This is a genomic window from Bacillus rugosus (assembly GCF_023238245.1).
Lineage (GTDB): Bacteria > Bacillota > Bacilli > Bacillales > Bacillaceae > Bacillus > Bacillus rugosus.
On record NZ_CP096590.1, the window covers coordinates 2,956,742 to 2,977,567 of the forward strand.

General features: G+C 44.9%; 19 protein-coding genes. 5 read left to right on the top strand and 14 right to left on the bottom strand.

Annotation, left to right across the window (positions count from 1 at the left end):
- Nucleotides 1-5: 5 nt before the first annotated feature.
- The 3 genes from M0696_RS15015 to rmgP are packed head-to-tail and all read right to left on the bottom strand — an operon-like array spanning nt 6 to nt 2,600.
- A complete protein-coding gene (locus M0696_RS15015) occupies nt 6-509 on the bottom strand; it encodes a lipoprotein YteS (RefSeq protein WP_222143358.1) in 504 nt (167 codons plus the stop codon).
- Nucleotides 506-1,627 carry an unsaturated rhamnogalacturonyl hydrolase gene (rmgQ, locus tag M0696_RS15020; protein WP_166854610.1) on the bottom strand — a complete coding sequence of 374 codons (1,122 nt, stop codon included), beginning with the start codon at nt 1,625-1,627 and terminating at the stop codon, nt 506-508. Before rmgQ ends, M0696_RS15015 begins: the two co-directional genes overlap by 4 nt.
- Before the next feature lie 7 nt (nt 1,628-1,634).
- A complete protein-coding gene (gene rmgP, locus M0696_RS15025; RefSeq protein WP_248602109.1) occupies nt 1,635-2,600 on the bottom strand; it encodes a polygalacturonan/rhamnogalacturonan ABC transporter permease in 966 nt (321 codons plus the stop codon).
- A gap of 215 nt (nt 2,601-2,815) precedes the next feature.
- On the opposite strand from rmgP, the gene M0696_RS15030 reads away from it, so the two are divergent.
- The gene (locus tag M0696_RS15030; RefSeq protein ID WP_248602110.1) at nt 2,816-5,131 is read left to right on the top strand and encodes a helix-turn-helix domain-containing protein; all 2,316 of its coding nucleotides are present in this window, start codon (nt 2,816-2,818) and stop codon (nt 5,129-5,131) included.
- Nucleotides 5,132-5,171: 40 nt separating this feature from the next.
- Here the strand turns inward: M0696_RS15030 and M0696_RS15035 are convergent, their stop codons facing one another.
- From M0696_RS15035 to M0696_RS15085, 11 genes are all read right to left on the bottom strand, one after another.
- Nucleotides 5,172-6,668: an extracellular solute-binding protein gene (locus tag M0696_RS15035; RefSeq protein ID WP_166849472.1), complete on the bottom strand. Its 1,497-nt coding sequence runs from the start codon at nt 6,666-6,668 to the stop codon at nt 5,172-5,174.
- 23 nt (nt 6,669-6,691) lie between these two features.
- A complete protein-coding gene (locus M0696_RS15040) occupies nt 6,692-7,552 on the bottom strand; it encodes a carbohydrate ABC transporter permease (RefSeq protein WP_148962471.1) in 861 nt (286 codons plus the stop codon).
- Between the two features lie 207 nt (nt 7,553-7,759).
- Complete coding sequence (locus M0696_RS15045) at nt 7,760-8,521, bottom strand: NAD-dependent epimerase/dehydratase family protein (RefSeq protein WP_166849470.1); 762 nt, start codon at nt 8,519-8,521, stop codon at nt 7,760-7,762.
- Nucleotides 8,522-8,601: 80 nt separating this feature from the next.
- Nucleotides 8,602-9,789 carry a biotin biosynthesis cytochrome P450 gene (gene bioI, locus M0696_RS15050; RefSeq protein WP_222143363.1) on the bottom strand — a complete coding sequence of 396 codons (1,188 nt, stop codon included), beginning with the start codon at nt 9,787-9,789 and terminating at the stop codon, nt 8,602-8,604.
- A gap of 70 nt (nt 9,790-9,859) precedes the next feature.
- Nucleotides 9,860-10,867 carry a biotin synthase BioB gene (gene bioB / locus M0696_RS15055; RefSeq protein ID WP_166849465.1) on the bottom strand — a complete coding sequence of 336 codons (1,008 nt, stop codon included), beginning with the start codon at nt 10,865-10,867 and terminating at the stop codon, nt 9,860-9,862.
- A 2-nt stretch (nt 10,868-10,869) separates the two neighbouring features.
- A complete protein-coding gene (gene bioD / locus M0696_RS15060) occupies nt 10,870-11,565 on the bottom strand; it encodes a dethiobiotin synthase (protein WP_222143364.1) in 696 nt (231 codons plus the stop codon).
- The gene (bioF, locus tag M0696_RS15065) at nt 11,562-12,731 is read right to left on the bottom strand and encodes an 8-amino-7-oxononanoate synthase (protein ID WP_166849460.1); all 1,170 of its coding nucleotides are present in this window, start codon (nt 12,729-12,731) and stop codon (nt 11,562-11,564) included. The genes bioD and bioF overlap by 4 nt, the downstream gene beginning before the upstream one ends.
- A complete protein-coding gene (bioA, locus tag M0696_RS15070) occupies nt 12,721-14,067 on the bottom strand; it encodes an adenosylmethionine--8-amino-7-oxononanoate transaminase (RefSeq protein ID WP_166849457.1) in 1,347 nt (448 codons plus the stop codon). The genes bioF and bioA overlap by 11 nt, the downstream gene beginning before the upstream one ends.
- Nucleotides 14,057-14,833, bottom strand: a complete 777-nt coding sequence (bioW, locus tag M0696_RS15075; protein WP_248602111.1) for a 6-carboxyhexanoate--CoA ligase — start codon at nt 14,831-14,833, stop codon at nt 14,057-14,059. Before bioW ends, bioA begins: the two co-directional genes overlap by 11 nt.
- Before the next feature lie 201 nt (nt 14,834-15,034).
- Nucleotides 15,035-15,535: a hypothetical protein gene (locus tag M0696_RS15080; protein WP_222143366.1), complete on the bottom strand. Its 501-nt coding sequence runs from the start codon at nt 15,533-15,535 to the stop codon at nt 15,035-15,037.
- Nucleotides 15,536-15,622: 87 nt separating this feature from the next.
- Nucleotides 15,623-16,522 (bottom strand): dienelactone hydrolase family protein, encoded by a 900-nt coding sequence (locus M0696_RS15085; protein WP_248602112.1) that lies wholly within the window; start codon nt 16,520-16,522, stop codon nt 15,623-15,625.
- A gap of 216 nt (nt 16,523-16,738) precedes the next feature.
- Between M0696_RS15085 and M0696_RS15090 the strand changes: the two genes are divergently transcribed.
- From M0696_RS15090 to M0696_RS15105, 4 genes are read left to right on the top strand one after another with little or no spacing between them, the layout of a single operon-like run.
- Nucleotides 16,739-17,773, top strand: coding sequence for a LacI family DNA-binding transcriptional regulator (locus M0696_RS15090; RefSeq protein ID WP_248602113.1), 1,035 nt, complete (start codon nt 16,739-16,741; stop codon nt 17,771-17,773).
- A gap of 33 nt (nt 17,774-17,806) precedes the next feature.
- Nucleotides 17,807-19,087, top strand: coding sequence for an ABC transporter substrate-binding protein (locus M0696_RS15095; protein WP_248602114.1), 1,281 nt, complete (start codon nt 17,807-17,809; stop codon nt 19,085-19,087).
- On the top strand, nt 19,080-19,991 hold the full coding sequence (locus M0696_RS15100) for a carbohydrate ABC transporter permease (protein WP_222143369.1): 912 nt from the start codon (nt 19,080-19,082) through the stop codon (nt 19,989-19,991). The genes M0696_RS15095 and M0696_RS15100 overlap by 8 nt, the downstream gene beginning before the upstream one ends.
- A complete protein-coding gene (locus M0696_RS15105) occupies nt 19,988-20,818 on the top strand; it encodes a carbohydrate ABC transporter permease (protein WP_166849445.1) in 831 nt (276 codons plus the stop codon). The genes M0696_RS15100 and M0696_RS15105 overlap by 4 nt, the downstream gene beginning before the upstream one ends.
- The last annotated feature ends 8 nt before the right edge of the window (nt 20,819-20,826 follow it).

Here is a 20,826-nt window from a genome sequence, read left to right on the forward strand (position 1 = left end):
CACCTCTATCGGGCTTCAGTTAGTTGAGAAATCAGCTGCAGCGCTTCCTCTGTTTTTTTAGCGTACACAGGGATAAACGCCGCCATATTGCGATTCAATCGAAAAGTATAGCCGTTCAGCTGTTTTTCCCCTTTTTCGATCTGAACGGCATAGACCGTTTTTTCTCCTGTTTTTTTATTAACCGTTGTATAAGGAGATGTTTTTTCCGATGGCAATCCGTCTAACAGCTGAAAATTTTCTGGATCATCGTACGCTTGAAACATGTCTTCAGGCACGATGAAAACATCTCCCTCACGAGCGGTGATTTCAGTCAGCAGTTTTTCCGGAAAGGCTGGAAAGATATCAACCTTCCCGGCCTTTTGCTCAGCGGCCTCTTTTATGTTTTCCTGTACGCCTGCCTGCATATCAGAAAAGAGGATAACATGCATTCCGTCCGGCCTGCTTGAGCATGATGCCAAAAAGAGCACTGAGATGATCACACACAAAGCCGTACGTATACTTATTTTCATTTCCCCGCTGACCTAAAAAGAGGCTCCAGCTCTGTCATGGCCAAAATAAACGCACCGGCCCCGTGCAGATCGTTTGTGCTTCTTTCCCGGCTGACGTAATAGTCATAGAAACCGGCTGACGTTCCGACACATATATCTTTGACGAGAAACGCACCATCTTTTGTTGTTTCGGTTTTATGCTGAATCAAACCTTGGTACGCTTTTAACAGTGTTGGTTCGTATGCACTGTCTAGATATCCTTTATTGAGTCCTTTTGCGATTGCGTACATGTACAGACAGGATCCTGAGCTTTCCAGCCAGTTATCGGACCTGTCGCCCTTATCAACGATCTGGTACCATAACCCCGTCTCCTTGTCTTGATAGCGGCAGATGCTTTTCATCATGTCCTGCAGCGTTTTTTTCCACACGTGACGGTTTGGGTGCTTTTTCGGCAGCTCTTCAATCATGTCGGCAAGAGACATGACGTACCACCCGATGGAACGCGCCCAGAATTCTGGGGAGCAGCCTGTCTCTTCATTGGCCCAAGGCATTTTTTTCGCTTCATCCCAGGCATGATAAAAGAGTCCCGTTTTAGAATCCTTTGTATGCTTTCTCATCAGCGACTCCTGGAGCACGACCTGATCAAACAGCTCCGGCTCCTGCTTCAGATTGGCGTATTTCAGTGCGAACGGCCCGCCCATGTATAAACCGTCAAGCCACATTTGATAAGGATAGCCGTCCTTGTGCCAAAAACCATCCTCAGACGTCCGGTTCAGTGTCCCATACAAGCTGCGCAGCCTTTTTGCCGCTTTGACATACCGCTCATCCTTGGTCTGCTCGTATAATGGAAAAAGAATAAGACCCGCTTGAATAGCGTCAAGCTCATCTCTTCTAAATAACAGATTGCCATAATCATCGATTAAGAGATCTGCGTAAGCCTTCGCATACTCAAAATACCGCTTTTCCCCGGTTGCTTCCCACAGCCGCAATACCCCACATAAGAAAACACCCTGATGGTAGTGCCAGCGGTTTGCAGGCGGCAGCTCCTCCACTGTGTACGTGTTCATAATCGTTTTTGCCAATGCCTCCGCGTACGTAAGAGGCGATTTTACAGCGATTGATTGATCCATTGATCCCATCCCTTTCTTAATAGATTCCTTCCTCGCCAAATTTCTTCGCCAAACGATTCGCAAGCATGACCAAAATCAGCCCGACCGCCGCTTTAAATACACCGACTGCTGTACTGTAACTGAATTGGCCCTGTTTCAGCCCTGCAGTATAAACGTACGTATCAAAAATTTCCGCCACTTCCCTGTTTGTCGCGTTTAACAGCAAATACACATGCTCAAAGCCAAGCTCCAGCGTGTCTCCGATTTTTAAAATCAATAAAACGACGATGACACTTTTAATGGCGGGCAGGGTAATATGCCACATTTGCCGCAGCCGTCCCGCTCCATCCATTTTCGCCGCTTCATACAGCTGGGGGTCAACAGCTGTAATGGCCGCCAGATAAATGATTGTCGACCAGCCCGCTTCCCTCCAGATGACCTGCAGAATATACAGGGGCCGGAACCATTCTTCGTTCAGCAGAAAATTGATTTTTTCACCGCCAAAAAACACAATCAGTTCATTAATCAAGCCTCCGTCTACTGTTAAAAGCACAAACGAAAGCGATACAACAATGACCCAAGACATAAAATGCGGGATATAAATCAGCGTTTGAACAAATTTTTTAAAGAGAGCGATCCGCACTTCGTTTAATAGAAGCGCCAGCAAAATCGGCACCGGGAAAAATATAACCAGATTCAAAGCAAATAACACGAGCGTGTTTTTTAACAGGAGAAAAAATGTAGGCTCTGTAAACAGCCTGATAAAATGCTTCAGCCCGACCCACTCACTGCCCAAAATGCCGAGAAACGGCTGATAATCCTGAAACGCAATCACAATTCCCCACATCGGGACATACTTAAAAAGCAAAAAATAAATACACCCCGGCAAAATCATCAAGTATAAATATTTCTGTTGCATCAGCTTATTTAGTAAGCGCTTTCTTTTTTTTTTTTTTAAAATGACTGCATCAACAGCCGGCGCTTGCGCTTCTGCGGTTTTCATCTTTTCCAAGCCTCCTTTCACGGGTTCTTGCATTCACTGTAGCGCAGCAGGCAAAAGTCCGTCTACAATCATCTGATCACATCCTGCCTTATCCCTTTATGATCAAGGGTTCAGCCATTCCACCTGAAAAAAAGACACCGATATTAGAAAATGATTATTGACAATATCTATCAATCTTTGGATTAATTGTATTAAGGTGATGTCGATGTTATGAAATGGGGGGTTTTATGAAAGGAAGCCAATACAAGTTTTATTACAAACTAATCACGTTTTTCTGTCTGCTCAGCACCATTCCGGTCATTCTGGTCGGATTGTTTTCGTACGAGCACTCTCAGAAGACAGCTATCTCCAACGTTTCGGAGGAAAAACTCGACACACTCCAGCAGACTCAGCAAAGCATCGAGCATATATTGAAAACTGTCGATCACTCTTTAACCCACTATGTGAGTTCGCCGCCTCTCCTTCGCACACTGTCCGAGCCTTTGCACTCTGACCAATTTCAAATCTATAACCAAGTGAACCAAGAGCTCAACTATCTGCAAAGCTTTGATACCGACCTGTCCAACATGACGCTAGTCAGTTATATGAAAAAATGGTACATGAACAATTCCGGCTTGTACCGCTTGAATACAGACTCTCTTCATGAAGCAGCCGCAGCGTACACGCAACACAAAGCGAGCCGCTCGTATTGGACCCTTGAAGAAAACAATCATTTGATTTCGACAAAAGAAGGGACATCAGACAACTGTCGCTACAATATCAATTTGATTAAACAGCTTCCTCTGAACAGCACAAATACGAAGGGATTGGCCGCCGCGAGCATCCCAAGCTGCTCGCTTGTCAAAAATATGCCTGACTATTCAAACGCCAACAACCTGTATATCATTGATGAAAAAGGCCGTATCATCCTGCATAACAGCATGTCTGATATCGGTGAATCTCTTCAAAACGACGACTTTGTCCAAAACATGCTGGCGCAGACCGCCAATAACGGACAGTTTGAAACAGTAATTGACCGGATTCATTATAAAGTCACCTATCAAAAATCTGACTATAACACATGGACTTATTTTTCTCTCGTTTCCTTGCCTGAACTAAAAAAAGAAGCCAAGTCAATTGGCTGGATCACCTTTACAGTATGCTTTATTTTGTTAGCGCTTTCACTGTTGTTCTCTTGGCTTGGCTCCCGCCATTTTTACAAGCCGATCAGAGTGCTTTACGAATCATTTGCAAGACATAGTGCTATACAAGAGAAACAGCCGCCTCAAAATGAATTCGAGTTAATTGAACAGAGCTTTAAGCAGCTAAAAGACAGAAATGACGACCTTGAAGAGACGATGAAACAGCAGGCGACTCATTTACAGCAGTATTTTATGGTTAGGCTCATGCTTGGAAAACTGACGGATGAGGAGGTCAATAACCGTTTTGAAAGCCTCGGTTTAAAGCAAAATTGGCGGCATCTCGCCCTGCTCGTGCTGCAAATTGATACCCTGAATCATACGCCTTATGAGAAAAAAGATATGGATCTGCTTTTGTTTGCCGTCAACAGCCTGATTGAGCGCAACATACCGGCAGACAAACATCTTGCCCCCGCCGTCGTAGACAAACAGCAGACAACCATTCTGATCAATCAGAATGGGACAAAGGAAGAATTCATGGATGAGCTGAATGAGACTGCACGGATGATTCAGGAAAAGGCGGAAACTGAGCTGCAGCTGTCAGTCAGCATCGGTATCAGCCAGCCGTTTGATGCGCTTACAAAGGCGAAAACAGCCTACGCTGAAGGCTCGGAGGCGTTGAAATACCGGCTCAAAGCAGAAAACAAATCGATTATCTTTTATGAAGACCTTGACCAGAAAAAAACCTTCAAAACCCATTTTCCAAAACAGCTTCAGCATGAGCTGTTCGATGCCGTAAAAGCAGGAGACAAGGAGAAAGCGGACAAATGCCTGCACGCGATTTTGCAGTCGATCTTCACTCAAAACACCAATCCGTATCAATTCCAAATCGCAATCGCCCGCTTTTTGAACCATGTGATTGAACTGATGCATGTGCTCGGTATCGAATTGTTTGAGCTTGAAGAAAACAAAATGCTGTATGACCAAATTTTTGAGCTGAAAACGTTCGAGGATACCGAAAACTGGCTCAAGAATGAGTTCATTGATCCGATGACAGACAAAGTGAACGCCCGCGCGGATGCCCAGTACAAAAATATTTCTGACAACATTATTCATATCATCCACCATGAGTTTGAATCCGATTTGACACTGGACGAAATCGCCCGCAGGCTGCATTACAACCCAAACTATTTAAGCAGCATTTTCAAAAAAGAAATGGGCATTTCATTCAGCGAATATGTCTCCAGCTACCGCCATCATATGGCGAAAAACTGGCTTGCCGAAACCGATATGGCGGTAAAAGACATTGCCGAAAAGCTGAAATACAAAAACTCGCAAAACTTTATCAGATCATTTAAAAAGCTGGAGGGGATTACACCGGGAAACTACCGCCAGCAAAAAAGAAGCATGTAAAAAACCCAAAACAGCTTACACGTTTTGGGTTTTTCCAGTGTTATTTTGCTTGTTTAAACGCTTCTTCGTACTCCTGAATAATCTGCTTTCCGCCGCTTGACTCCCATTTTTCCACTTCTTGATCAAACTGGCTTTCTGTGATGTCTCCAATCATATATTTATAGGTCGCATCATCAATAATTTTCTTCAGTTCATCCCCCCGTTCCGACTCCGCAGCAGAATACAGGCTTTCAGCAGGGTTTGGGACGATGATCTTTTCATTGTCTTCGGTCAGCTCCTCGTACGCCGTCCGAAGCGGATCCCCAGTGTTTTTTAAGTAGGCTTTATCAATGGCGATTAAGGCGGACAGCGGCTGAATATCAGTCTGCCAGTCTTTCACTTGGCTTTCCTCGCGTGTGAACGTTTTGCCCTCTCCTTTGTTGTAATGAACGCCGTCAATGCCATAAGTCATCAGGCTATAGACGTCTTCTTCGGCAATTCGATCAAAAAACGCCAAAATCCGTTTAAGCTCAGCTTCCGTTTTCACACTCGTTTTTGGAAAAGCAAACAAGCCGTTATGCCCTCCTGATGCCCACACCCGCTCTTTCCCATCTGGGCCTTTTATGCGGTTGATGATTTCAAGCTTCATCGATTTATCGGAGGCATGGTCGCGCAGATTAACCGCATCTACCATATTCCCAATGTAGATGCCGGCTTTACCTTGAGAAAACAGCTCCTGCTGCTGGGTTTTGCTTGTGACAGGAAAATCCTTATTCATATAGCCGTTGTCACGCAGTTTTTTCATATAGTTCATTGTATCTTTGTATTCCTGCGTCATGAAATCAGGCGTGAATTTGCCGCCTGATTCCTTCCAATCTGTCGGCATGCCTTCATACGAGCCAAGCGTTTTAAACGCGCCGTAAATTAAGTCATTGCGGTCTGTCAGCCCGAATGTATCGTCTTTCCCATCTTTATCCGGGTCGTCCTCCGTAAACGCTTTGGCCACTTCATAAAGCTCATCCAGTGTTTTCGGCGTTTTCAAATTCAAATTGTCCAGCCAGTCCTTCCGAATGACGATCCCCTGTCTGGAAAGCGGACGTTCTCGGTATATCCCGTAGAGCTTGCCGTCGATTGTTACGTTTTTATTAATGAGTTTGTTCATTTTGCTTAAGTTCGGATAATCCTTGATATAATCGCCAATCTCCCAGAACATTCCTGATCTGAAGGCATTCATGACTGACGAATTTTTAATATCCTGAATGGTCACGATTTGCGGAAGATTGCCGGCTGCAAGCGCGGCATTCAGCCTGTCTTCTTTCACCGCGTCTGGAACCCAGGTGATGTCCAGTTCTGTATTTGTCAGCTTTTCAATTTCTTTAATTGCTCTGTCTTTCGGCGGTTGCTGATGGTACAAAATCGCCATCCAAGACAGCTTTACCTTTGAATCAGAGTCAGCTTTGCCTTCAGCTGAAGACTGATCAGCCCCTTTACAGCCCGCCAGCACTCCTCCGAGTGCAAGTACAAGCACAATCAAAAGCACCCTCCATTTGTTTCCCATCGTACCCCTCCGTTTCATATTTTTTATCCTTTGACAGATCCCAGCAAAGCTCCTTTTGCAAAATGCTTTTGTATAAAAGGATAGACAAGCAGAACTGGGATAGTCGCCACCACTATGACCGCCATTTTGATGGTTTGCTCCGGCGGCGGACTGCTTGACCCCATTTCTGACATATCCCCCTGCATCCCGCTTGATACAATCACGATTTGGCGTAAAAGCACCTGAATCGGCCATTTTGCTGAATCATTTAGGTACAAGATCGCCGTCATATACGTGTTCCAATACGTAACCGCATAAAATAGCGAGATCGTTGCGATCGCAGGAAGAGACAGCGGCAGCACAATTTTAAAGAAAATGCCCAGATCATTGCACCCGTCGATTTTCGCCGACTCTTCCAGGCTTGACGGGATATTTTGAAAGAAGTTTTTCAGAATGATCAGGTTAAAGGCATTAATGGCTGTCGGCAAAATGAGCGCCCAGTAAGAATCGAGCAATCCAAGCGATTTGACTACAAGGAAAGTCGGAATCATGCCGCCGCTGAAGAGCATCGTAAATACGACGAGAAACATGAGCGGCTGCCGGCCGATTAAATCACGGCGGGATAACCCGTAAGCCATCAGTGACGAAAGAAACATGCTGACTGCAGTGCCTATCACTGTCACAAACACAGAAACAAGCAAACTCTTATAAATAATATCTGTTGAAAAAATGTAACGATAAGCATCAAGCGAAAAAGTGGTCGGTATTAAAATAAATTTTTTCGACACAACTTCTTCTACTGTGGCGAAAGAAGCCGCGATGACATGAATAAACGGAAGTACGCATATTAAAGCGAACATCAGCAAAAACCCGTAAATCAAAATATCAAACAGGCGATTTTTCAGTGAATGTGCGATAGCTCCCACCTCTCTTTTGTAAGCGTTATCATTCTTTTTTAAACGAGCTGCAGCATGTGACGATATCGTGTCTAAAATGTAGCAAATCTGTGATTGCCATGTCTATAATCATTTGAACAGAGTCCCTTTCGCTGCGGGGCTTGCCGTGAATGAGAACTGATGACAAAAGAAAAAGAGCATAATCTTAGAAAATGATTATGCTCCGTTCTCTTCCTCTTTCAGAAGCTCGGCAGTATTGATTTGAGGTGAAAATCCAAGTTCATTGACAGCGGATTCAATGGACCATGGCCGGCCCGGATTATCCGAGACAGCGTAATAAGTGCCGTACCGGATATTGGTTTCAATGGCAGCTTTGAAAATCGAAAGCAAATCGGGATGAGACAGCAGCGTCTTTTTCACCCGTTCTTTTTCATGCAGCGTATCCATTTCATCTGTGACGACAGTTCCGATTCGAAGGTTGATCACTGAAAGCTTATTTTCCAAATAAAATAAATGGCCAATCTGTTCCGAGGTCAGCTTTAATACACCGTACAAGTTCTTTGACAGCGGATAATCGCTTGTTGTGATTTCCCGCCCTAAGAGAGAACGCCCGTCCTTTTCGTATACATCTGTGACATGGTTGCTGCTGGCGAACACGAGCTTTTGAATGCCGAGCTCCGCTGCGGCGCGGCACAAGTAATAGCTTGCCCTATAGAAAACATCCGTCATTTTCTCAAATTCAGCGATGTCCATGACATCGTATTTGATTTTGACAGCCAATAAATTCAAGATCACATCGGTATCTTTCGGAATCTTCTTCAACAGCTCCTCATAATTTGCCGCATCAGCCTGAATGGAAGAGGCAGTGCCATCGAAATCATCTTTATCAAGCACTGTCACTTCATAATCTGATATAAGCCCTTCAGCAAGCAGTCTCCCAATCACACCATTTCCGCCGGCGATCAGCACTTTTTTCACTGTGTTCACTCCCCTTTTTTTATAGATTGCCCATTTTCGCCGGGGCTGACACTTTTTTGGCACTCACATGCTCTTTTAGTTTATTCAAAAGTCACCGGCAGCTGCTCAAGCGCCCGGAAGCCAAAAAGCGGCCGGTACTGCCATTCAGAGCCAGCGAGCTTGAGGCCGGGCATTCGCTGCAGAAGGGTATGAATCGCTATCTTTGCTTCTAATCGTGCCAGTGAGGATCCTAGGCAAACATGATGTCCATGCCCGAATGAAAGATGCGGATTAGGGCTTCTGGTTATATCGAAATCATCGGCGTGCGTGAATATGTTTGGATCTCGATTAGCAGCCCCTAACAGAAGATAGACTTGTTCCCCTCTACGAATCGTCACCCCGTTGATGTCAATATCCTCTGATGCAACTCTGGCAGTCATTTGCGTGGGGCTTTCATAGCGTAAACATTCCTCAACTGCGGTATCAATAAGATTTGGGTTTTCTTTCAGCATCAAAAGCTGTTCAGGATGCTGCAGCAAACAAAGGACTGAATTGCTGATGAGATTAACCGTTGTCTCATGTCCGGCGATCGCCAGCAAAATGCATGTAGATGCCGCTTCCTCTTCCGTCAGCTTATCCTTTTCTTTCCCCTTCAAGAGCATGCTGATCATGTCCTGCTGCGGATGCCGTTTTCGCTTTTGAATCAGATCTTTAAAATATTCCATAGCCTGTACAGCGATATGATTGCCTTCTGTTAACGCCTTTCTTGACCGGGTAAAATCAATGGTTTGAATGAGACTTGCAGCCCATTCTTTTAATTGCTCCCTATCTACCGCCGGTACACCTATAATGCTGGCTATGACGTAGCTCGCTAAAGGAAAAGCAAAGTCCGAAATCACCTCCATCTTTTTTTCACCTTGCACTTGATCAAGCAAGTGATGGACAGTTTCATTGACATACGGACGATAGCTCTCTGCCATTCTCGGCGTAAACGCTCCGCTGGCCAGCGTGCGTAATCGTCTATGATCAGGCTGATTCTGAAACAGCATCATCTGACTTTGCACATGTTTAAGATCCTGATATTTGATTGACGTCTCAGGAAGCGGAGGACGGACTTTGAATCTGGCATCTTTCAGGATAACTGCCGTTTCTTCATATCCTGTGACATACCAGCCCGGGTATTTCAAGAAACTCCCTTTATATATAGGATGAACAGCGCGCAATGTTTCGTAAAAAGGATATGGATTTTTCAAAAACTCAGAAGATGCAGTTGAAAATGCAATTGTCATGTGTACCTTCTCCTCACTATTTAAAAATAAAAAGCAATCGACATCACACCGATTGCTTTTATTGATTCTTTCAGCTTTTCGCACTTAAACTGGCCTTCATTTCTTCGACAGATTCGACTTCGAAGCCCAAATCATTCAGCATTTTATGGTCTTCCGTCTCCTCTTGTCCGGCAGTTGTTAAGTAATCTCCGACAAAAATGGAGTTAGCGGCGTACAGCCCTAATGGCTGTAATGAACGGAGATTGACCTCTCTTCCTCCTGAAATGCGGATTTCTTTTGACGGATTGATAAAACGGAACAGCGCCAGCACTTTTAAACAATACAGCGGGTTTAATTCGTTGACGCCTTCTAATGGCGTGCCGTCAATCGCATGCAGAAAATTCACCGGAATGGAATCTGCGTCAAGGGCCTTCAAGCTTCTTGCAATATCGATGACGTCCTGTGTTGTCTCCTTCATTCCGATAATGGCGCCTGAACATGGAGACAGCCCCGATTCTTTTGCCATTTCAACCGTATTGACCCTGTCATCGTATGTATGCGAGGTCGTAATGTTTGAATGGTTTCTCTGTGAAGTATTCAAATTATGATTATAGCGATCTACTCCGGCTTCTTTCAGCCGCTTTGCCTGCTCCGGCTTTAACAGTCCGAGACACGCACAAACCTTCAGTCCATATGTTTCTTTAATTTCCTGCACCGCGTCTACGACCTGATCCACTTCTCTGTTGGACGGCCCCCTGCCGCTTGCCACGATGCAATATGTGCCGATATTCAGATCGTGCGCCCGCTTTGCGCCTTCCAGAAGCGTTTCCTTATTCACCATCCGGTACGACTGAATCGGTGCTTTTGAAATCGCAGACTGTGAACAATAGCCGCAGTTTTCCGGACAGAGTCCTGATTTCGCATTCATAATCATATTGAGCTTTACCTTTTTTCCATAAAAGTGTTTTCTGATGTGAAAAGCACCATGCATTAAAAGCAAAATATCTTCATCCGGACAGTTTAATATCGAAAGCGCCTCTTCGTCGGTCACTTCTGCTCCAGTAAGCACCCGGTCTGCGAGTTCCATCCATTGATTCATTCTCATACCCCCACTTGATTCTTCAATAATGATAGTTTGATATGGTCTTTTACCATATGTAGAACTGTTTCTTTCGTCACGTTGGCAAGCTTTGGCGTAATCCCTAAAATCGGCACACCGCATAAGCGCTCAATCATTTCAGGATTGGTTTTTTCATCATCGTCAGGAGAATCACTGATTCCATTGATGACAATTCCGGCGATTGACAGACCCATGCTTTGTGCATATTGGACAGTTAAAAAGGTATGATTAATGGTTCCGAGATGAGGACGTGCCACAATGATGACGGGAAGCTGTAACGCTTTTATAACATGACTGACTAAAAAATCCTCTCCCAATGGCACAGAAATACCGCCCGCACCTTCTACAATAAAGCATTCATGTTTTTCTCTTATCCGCTCCCAATGGCTTAAGACCTCTTCCATGGTGACAGCCTTCCCTTCCAGCTTTCCTGCGATATATGGTGCAAGCGGCGCTTTGAAGGCAAAAGGCGTAATGTCTTCATGCGAAAGATTGGTCTGCGACATGTCTTTCAGCAGACTTGTATCACTATCCGGATGATGACGAGATATACCGCTTAAAAATGGTTTAAACACCCCGACATCTTTTTTATGTTCTCGCAATAAAGCGGCAAGACCGCTGGATATAACCGTTTTCCCCACTTCTGTATCTGTTCCTGTCACAAAAAAACCCCTCAAATGATGTGCAGCTCCTTTCCAATTGAATGAAATGATGTCAGCAAATGATCAATATCACTTGCCCTGTGGTCAGCTGTGATGGTTAATCGAATCCGGCTTTCACCTGGCGCAACAGTCGGCGGCCGAATGGCAGGGGCATAAATCCCATTGTCATACAGCTTTTCAGCAAATGTGACAGTTTTACGGGCATCGCCGATGACCACAGGGATAATCGGAGTATGATCACCTTTTACCACATAACCCATGTTCTTCAGACTCGTTCTGATCATGTTGATATAAGAAAATAAAAGCTGACGTTTTTCCCTGCTGGCTTCAATGATGTTGAAAGCCTCATAAGCGGCTGCACAGCTGGCTGGCGGAATAGCAGTTTGAAAGATAAATGTTCTGGCATTGTTGAGCAAAAAATCTATGAAGACCGCTGAACCTGCCGCAAAACCGCCTTCCGTGCCAACAGCTTTGCTTAAGGTGCCGATCACAATGTCAGGACAAACGCCAAAGTAATCACTCGTTCCCCCTCCTGATTCACCCAAAACACCTGTGGCGTGGGCGTCATCAACGATTACGAAGGCATGATAGCGTTTCGCAAGTGAGATGATCTGATCAAGAGGGGCAATCGTGCCATCCATGCTGAATACCCCGTCTGTTACGATAAAACGGCGCTGATAACGCTGTGTTTCATTTAGCTTGTTTTCAAGATCATCCATATCAATATGCCGGTAAACAACTGTATCAGCCTTAGATAGCCGGCAGCCATCAATTATACTTGCATGATTGAGTTGATCACTTAAAATGGCATCTTCCTTTTCTGGCAATGATGAAAGGACACCGACATTAGCCAAATAACCGCTCGAAAACAGTAAAGCCGCTTCCGTCCGTTTAAAGGTGGCAATCTTTTTTTCAAGCTTTTCATGCCAAACCGAATTGCCTGTCGTTAAACGGGAGCCGCTGCTTCCTGCCCCAAATTGGAGCAGTGCTTCTTGGGCTGCAGAGATCAAGCGGCTATGGCTTGCCAGTCCTAAATAATTGTTTGAAGACCAAACCGTTTGATTCTCTTCATCAATTTCCCTCTCTGGAATCGGGGCTCCATCCATTGTCCGCAGGTTGCGGTATACGCCGGCTTCCTTCGCTCTGTCTAACCGCTCGTTTAACCAGGCGTCAATCTTCAAGGCTGGTAACCTCTTGGATCGCTTGTTTCATAATGGCAACCATTTCTGCAAGCTCTTCGGCTGTGCTGGCGAGAGGAGGCAGAAATGCAATCACGTCCCCCAGCGGCCTTGTCAGCATGCCAAGCTCCCGCATTTTAAGAGAAACTTTGTATCCAACCCGCCAATCAGCAGGATAAGGCTTTTTGCTTTCCTTTGACTGAACAAGCTCTGCACCGCACATAAAGCCCAGCTGCCGAATATCCCCCACGTGCGGAAGAGCGTACAGATCTTGAAGAAGGAAATGGAGCTTTTCACTTTTTTGCGCTACTTGGTCCACAATGTTTTCAGATTCAAATAATGCCAGATTTTCAAGCGCAACCGCACAGCCTAGCTGATTTCCCGTATAGGAATGGCCGTGAAAAAAGGTTTTTTGGTTTTCATAATCATCATAGAATGCCTTATAGATGTCTTCAGTGGCAAATGTAACGGCGATTGGCAAATAGCCTCCTGTAATGCCTTTCCCGGCAGCCATCAGATCAGGCTGGACATTCTCGTGCTCACACGCAAACATTTTTCCTGTACGGCCAAAACCTGTAGCTACTTCATCTACGATCATTAAGACATCGTATTTTGTACATAGCTCGCGCACGCCTGCCAAATATCCTTCCGGCATCACAATCATACCGGAAGCTCCTTGAACCATTGATTCAATGGAAAGTGCCGCAATTTCCTTATGATGTTCCTCGAGCAGCTGTTCAAGCTCTCGCAGGCACTTATCACGGCACTCATCAGGATCGCCGCTTTCAGAGCGGTACACATAAGGAATCGGAGCTTTGTAACTATCAAACATTAACGGGCCGTATACATGATGGAATAGTTCAATTGAACCGACACTGACGGCGCCAATCGTATCACCGTGATACCCATTTTTCATTGCGATAAATTTTTGTTTCTTAGATCTTCCAATATTCTTCCAATACTGAAACGCCATTTTCAGGGCTATTTCCATTGCTTCTGCACCGCTGTCTGAATAAAAAACACGTGTGAGCTTTTTTGGGCTGATGTCGATTAATACTTCGGCAAGCTGGGTTGCTGGAACGTTGGCCATGCCCAATAGCGTGGAGTGCGCGATTTTTCCGAGCTGATTTTTTATGGCATCATCCAATTCCTTTTTTCGGTGCCCGTGGACATTAAGCCAAACAGAAGAAAAACCGTCATAGTATTCCTTGCCGTTTATGTCTTTGACTTTGATTCCAGTGCCGCTTTCTATAATTAAGGGGTTCTCATCGTAATCTTTCATTTGGGTAAAAGGCAGCCAGAGGTGCTTTTTACTGTTTTCTATCAAATCATGAGTCATAGTCTTCCTCCCACTCTATCAAAATAGGCTGCTTCTTCAGGTCATGTAAGTACGTGTTTATATCTTCGGAGCCATCAACAAAAAAGATGCGGCAGCCCTCTTCAGTCCCGTATTCTTTCATTGCTGTAATACGCTGATAGCCCATTTTTTTACCTGAAACGTATCCTGTTATGTAATCAGGGTCATCTGACCAGCATAATTCTGCAACGGCTGCCGGGTGCCGGCTAACCTTTGAAGCAAGCGCAAGGGCCTCTTTTATTCTAGAATGTGCCGGCACGTGACAGCGAAGCGCCCATTTTTCAAAATTGGCGTCCGGCCAATCCATTCTGGAGACCCGCACCCCTTTTCCTTTTGTTTGATCAATCCGCTTGCCTGAATGAATATCAAACAAAATAGCTCCCCTGACAACAGCCCATTCAGGGATTTGTTGATATGCTTTTTCAATCACTTCTCGTGAAACGCCTTCTCTTTCCAATAACAATCGGGCAAGCTTTTGTCCCTCTTCTGGGGAGCTCACTTCGTTCGTATGCACCGGCAATGGCTGAATGACTTTTATCGGTTCATGAACCTCTTCAAATTGAATTTGCATAAAATCAGGCTTTCCCCTTGAATGGGATAACCCTTTTTCTAATAAGGCATTGACTGTACGCTTCATCTCATGGAAAGGAATAAGCCGTTCTCCGCCAGATATATGCTTTCCGCCGTCTTCATGAGATCCATTCATGGAAGCCCTCATTCTGACACTATAAAAAGTTTCTTCTTGCATCCATTCTCGCCCTTTCACTGATAACTAAAGAACGTATATCACATCCTATTCTAATTGTTAACCAATTATAAATAAAAGTTAACAATTAGAATATTATTATTCACATATGATTCTGTCAATATAAGAAATCTTCATTTTGTTTTTTAGGGCTAGTTCTTGAAATGAGCAAAAAGACCGTTTTACAGTAAAACGGTCCTAGCCTTAGATGTCTATTCCACTGTGTTTTTTTCGATTTCGATACTTGATGAACAAGGCGATCCCATTTACCATCACCAGTCCAAAAATCGTATTGCCTAACGGTGCCCAGCCATTCTCACCTGTGAAAAATAAGGACAGGGCCACCTTCCCAACGAGTGTCACATTCAATAGGATTAAACCGAATACAAGCGACCGCTTCCAGAAAGCAGCCAAAATAAAACCGAGAAAAACCATCATGAAAGCAATTGTTAAAACAGCCGAGACCGGACTGCTTAAAAGCATTTGCTCGAATTCGAGCACTTTTTGCATTTGCAGATGAATCTTCTTAGGTTCTGGAAACCAGACCATACTGCTCATCATCAATACAAAAGTGATGATAATGCCTTTCCAGCTGTGCTTATACGCAGCATAAACCAATACTAGTAAAAAGAGGGGGCGAATATACCAGCTTATTGGATTGAGATGCCGCCGGAAAGCCCAATCCAAAATGTCTTGTAATTCCATTGGTTCCACTTCCCTCGCTCATAGAAATTTGATGTGTTTCTGACAATACTCTTTAATTTGTGCTTTTCTGCCAGTTTCCCGTAACGGTCACAGCCACTTTTGCAAAAACCGGACAGCTTCATGCCTCATAACTGCTGTTTCGAAATGCCCCGAAGCGGAACGGATCATCCGATAGCGATCAGAAGCTCCCTGTCCAGCATACACAGCCGTCAATTCTTTTTCGATTTTGTCCATACCTTCCACCGGCGTTAACCGGTCGTGTACACCAACAAGGCTAAGGTGCGGGCGCGGCGCGATCATGCTTTGGATCTCCGATGCGGAAAAATGCTTTGCAAGCGACGGGACGTAATAATAAAAGCCATGCCGGTCAAGATTCTTTGTTTTCATCAGGACGTGATGATCTACTTGGCTGCACAAATCCACACACACCTTAATCCGGTCATCGAGCGCCGCTGTCCACCACGCCATCAACCCTCCCATAGACATGCCGATCGTTCCGATTCTGTCAGGCTGAACATCAGGACGAGACTGCATATAATCTAACGCTCTTAAACTGTCATAAATCATCATGCCCCACATCACTCTTCCGGTTAGAAGCATTTCTTTAAAAATCTCGCTTTCCGTTTTTCCCCGCCGATCTCCAAATCCCCAATGATCAATCGCAAGCACGCCGTACCCAAGAGAAGTAAACTCACGGGCAAAAGATGGCGCTTTCAAATAATCCGCTCCTTCAATCAGTTCACTTTTTCCCCTGTCATACTGGCCGCCATGCGAATGCTGAAACAATACGGCTGGACACAGCCCTTCTGCAGACTTCGGTTTCACAAAATAGGCGGGCACCTTTTCATGTCCGTTTAGATCGAGCAGAAGCGTTTCAATGATATATCCTTCTCTTTCTTCAATACGCAATATCTCCGTACTGGTTTTCCTCCGATCAGGCAAATCTCCAAGCAATCGAAACAGCTGCTTTCTTCTTTCCGTACTCATTCCCTCACCCTTCCTTATTCGCTTACTTCACATTTACGAGATGGATCTGGTTTCCCCTTTATTTTTCCAATGCAAATCGCATCATTTACTAAATATTTAGTAAATATAACGAAATATTCCGAAAATAATCATTGTAACCGCTTACTTTCGTATGATAGTATCAATTTATCAAAACAGAGGAGTTAATATTTTACTAAATAGATGAGAGGGATTACTATGGTTCGGATTAAAGATATCGCCTTGAAAGCTAATGTTTCCAGTGCGACGGTTTCCAGGATTTTAAATGAAGATGAGTCGCTTTCTGTTGCGGGCGAAACGAGACAAAGAGTCATCACGATCGCAGAAGAGCTTGGCTATCAAACGGTTGCCAAACGCCGGAAATCCCGCGGGCAAAAACAGCGGGCCCAGCCGCTGATCGGCGTACTAAGCTGTCTGTCCCCTGATCAGGAACGGCAGGACCCTTATTTTTCTTCGATTCGCAAAGGCATTGAAAAAGAATGCTTTAAACAAGAAATTTTCATTACGAATTCAATTCATCTCGGTTCCTTTCAGGAGCATATTTTTCGGGAACTGGATGGTGTCATTGTCATCGGCCGTGTTCATGATGAAGCAGTGAAGCATATCAGCGGAAGGCTGGAACATGCCGTATTTATCAATCATTCTCCTGATCCGCAAACATACGATTCGATTGGCATTGATTTTGAATCCGCTTCACGCCAAGCGATTGATCACCTTCTCAGCCTTGGTTACAAACGGCTAGGCTACATTGGCGGACAGGAAAAAGAGCATACGCTGAAGGACGGTCAAAGCATTCGCAGAACGATTGAAGACAAACGGCTGACCGCCTTTTTGGAGTCCGCCGCCCCCCAGCCTGAGCATGTGCTGGTCGGAGAATACAGCATGCGTGAGGGCTATCGCCTGATGAAGAAAGCAATAGCTCAAGGCAATCTGCCGGAAGCATTCTTTATCGCCAGCGATTCCATGGCGATCGGCGCATTAAAAGCGTTTCAGGAAGCCGGACTCCAAGTGCCTCGGGATGCTGCGATCGTCAGCTTTAACGGCATTGAGGAAACTGAATTTGCCAGTACGCCATTAACGACGGTGAAGGTGTACACAGAGGAAATGGGCCGTACAGGCGTAAAACTGCTGCTTGACCGCCTCAATGGCCGAACGCTTCCTCACCATGTCACCCTGCCCACAACATTAATCGTAAGACAAAGCTGCGGATATACAGCTAAGGAGGTGACATAAGCAAGCATTCATCACGATAATAAGGAGGAAAAGATGAAACACACTTTTGTTTTATTTCTCTCTCTTATTCTGCTTATTCTGCCCGGTTGCTCAGCAGAGAAAAGCTCAGCTGAGACCGCAAAAAAGACGTTAACCATTTATTCTACAATGTCAACGGACAGTGAAAGAGATACGTTCAGAAAACTGGCGGCAGCGTTCGAAAAGGAACACAGAGACATTCGTGTCAGCCTTCATTTCCCAGGCAATGACTATGAAAATATGATGCGTGTCAGAATGGCAGCCAATGATTTGCCTGACCTTTTCGATACACATGGCTGGGGAAAAATCAGGTATGGAGAATATACAGCAGATCTCAGGGATATGGATTGGACCCAAGATCTCGATCCAAATTTAAACAGCATCCTCAAAAATAAAAGCGGAAAGGTGTATGCCTATCCGATCAATCAGGCAAAAGACGGTCTGGCATATAACCGCAATATTTTAGACCAATACGGCATTGATCCTCCGGAAACCATGGATGACTTTATGAAAGCGCTGAGAATGATTAAAGAAAAGAGCAAGGGAAGCATTGTTCCCTTCTGGTTTGCCGGATATGACAAAAGCTCATTTGCCCAATATTACGACCAATTCGCTACACCTCTTCTCATCACAGATCCTGCCCATAATGAAAAAAAACAGCTCACCAACGGCACTTTTCACTGGAGCAAATTCACTTATTTATCAGACACCCTTAAACAAATGCAGAAAGAAAAACTGCTCAATATTGACGCCGTAACCGCAAAAAAATCACAACTCATTGAATTAATGGCCCAAAACAAAATCGCCTTTACGATGCAAGGCGGCACACTCGGCCAAGACGTTGCCCAGATCAATTCGAAGGTCAAGGTCGGCATTATCCCGACACCTGCCATACATGCCGGTGATGATCCGATATGGATCGGCGGTGAACGCTACACACTTGCAGCATGGAAAGACTCCCCTCACGTAAAGGAAGCAAAAGAATTCATCTCATTTATGGCCCGCCCTGCCAATGCCAAACAAATGGCTGAAGCCACATCGCTTCCATCAGGGCTGACCAATGTGAAAGCTGATATTTTCTACGCAAATGACTATGATCACTATCGAGATGTCAAAGTCGAACCTTACTTCGACCGTTTATACTTGCCAAACGGAATGTGGGATGTTCTGGGCACGGCCGGGCAGGAGCTTGCGGCTGACATATTGACGCCTCAAGAAATTTCGAAGAAGCTGGGGAGAGAATATAAACGACTCCGGGAGCAATCGGAAACACAGGGAGCTGAAAACAATGAGTGAGATCGCAAGGGACGTTCATGTGAAACAGGTTAAGCCAAAAAAGCAGTCCTCACTTTGGTGGATGTACATTCCTGCTTTGCTCTCCGTTCTGATCTTTATGATTTATCCGTTTGTGAAAGGCGCATTGATCACCTTTACAAACTGGAACGGCTTTTCACAAATCTACCAATGGGTGGGATTCGCGCAATATGAAAGGCTGTTTTCTGATCCTGACACTTGGCACATCTTAAAAAACACGCTGCTTTACGGACTCGGCAGCACCTTTTTCCAAAATGTGATCGGACTCCTGTACGCCCTTCTATTGAATCAAAGCATCAAAATGAAAGCGATAACAAGAACAATTGTGTATTTGCCGGTGATGATCAGCCCGCTCATTATGGGCTACATCTGGTACTTTTTCTTCTCCTATGACGGAGGCGCGCTCAACGATTTGCTCGGTGTTTTCGGCATCAGTCCGATCAATGCGCTCGCCAGCCCAACGCTCAATCCATGGATTATTGTCATGATTAACACCTATCAATATGTCGGGATCGCTATGGTTGTCTACTTAGCTGGCCTGCAAAGCATTCCGAAAGACTACTATGAAGCTGCACAAATGGATGGCGCGAAACAAGGCCAGCAGTTTTTCAGCATTACACTGCCGCTGTTAATGCCCTCGATCACGATTAATATGGTCATCAACATTATCGGAGGCTTAAAGCTGTTTGATGTCATTATCGCCCTCACCGCAGGCGGCCCCGGAAATGCGTCTCAATCCATGTCCACGTTTATGTATGATTTGTATTTCAAACGGCAGGATGCCGGCTATGCCGCAACACAAGGCATATTTATGGCATTTGTCATTTTGATCATCAGCTTTTGCGCGCTTGCGTACTTTAAAAGAAAGGAGACGGAAATGTCATGAAAGCCGCCCGTTCTAAAAACCTGCGGATCGTTACGCTTTTTGCCGCCATTGTAGCCTGTGCGCATTTTATTCCTTTTTACATCTTGGTGACCACTTCATTAAAAGCAAAAGGAGACTACAGTTCAAAATGGCTGTTTCCAGCCGACATCTCCTTTCACAATTTTTTAGAAGCGTGGGAGCGCGCTTCATTAGGAAACTCATTTATAAACACCATCCTAATCACAGGTTTTTCTGCCTTGTTATTGATTATATTCGGCTCACTTGCCGCCTACCCCCTTGCCAGGCGGGAAACGAAACTGAATAAAGCCGTTTTTGCCTTGCTGATTTCTATTATGATCATCCCTCCGTTAACGTCGATGGTGCCTTTGTACCGAATGGTCGTGGACGCCGGAATGGTCAATACACATGCCATCGCCATTTTGATCAATACAGCGGCTTATATGCCGTTAACCGTATTCTTGTATTCTGGCTTCATCCGTTCGACCATTCCAAAAGAGCTTGAAGAAGCCGCAAGAATTGACGGTGCAGGCATGCTGAAAATCTTTTTTACGATCGTGTTTCCTCTGCTGAAGCCGATCACCGCGACCATCTGTATTATTTCCTGTGTCTTCATATGGAACGACTATCAATTTGCGATTTTCTTTTTACAAGATCAAAAGGTTCAGACATTAACAGTAGCCATGGCAGGTTTTTTCGGAGAAAACGCCAACAATCTGCATTTAGTTGCCGCAGCTGCCCTTATGGCGATGCTGCCGATGGTTATTCTGTTTTTGGCGCTGCAAAAATACTTTATTGCCGGCCTTTCATCCGGAGCGGTAAAGGGATAACGTTAAAG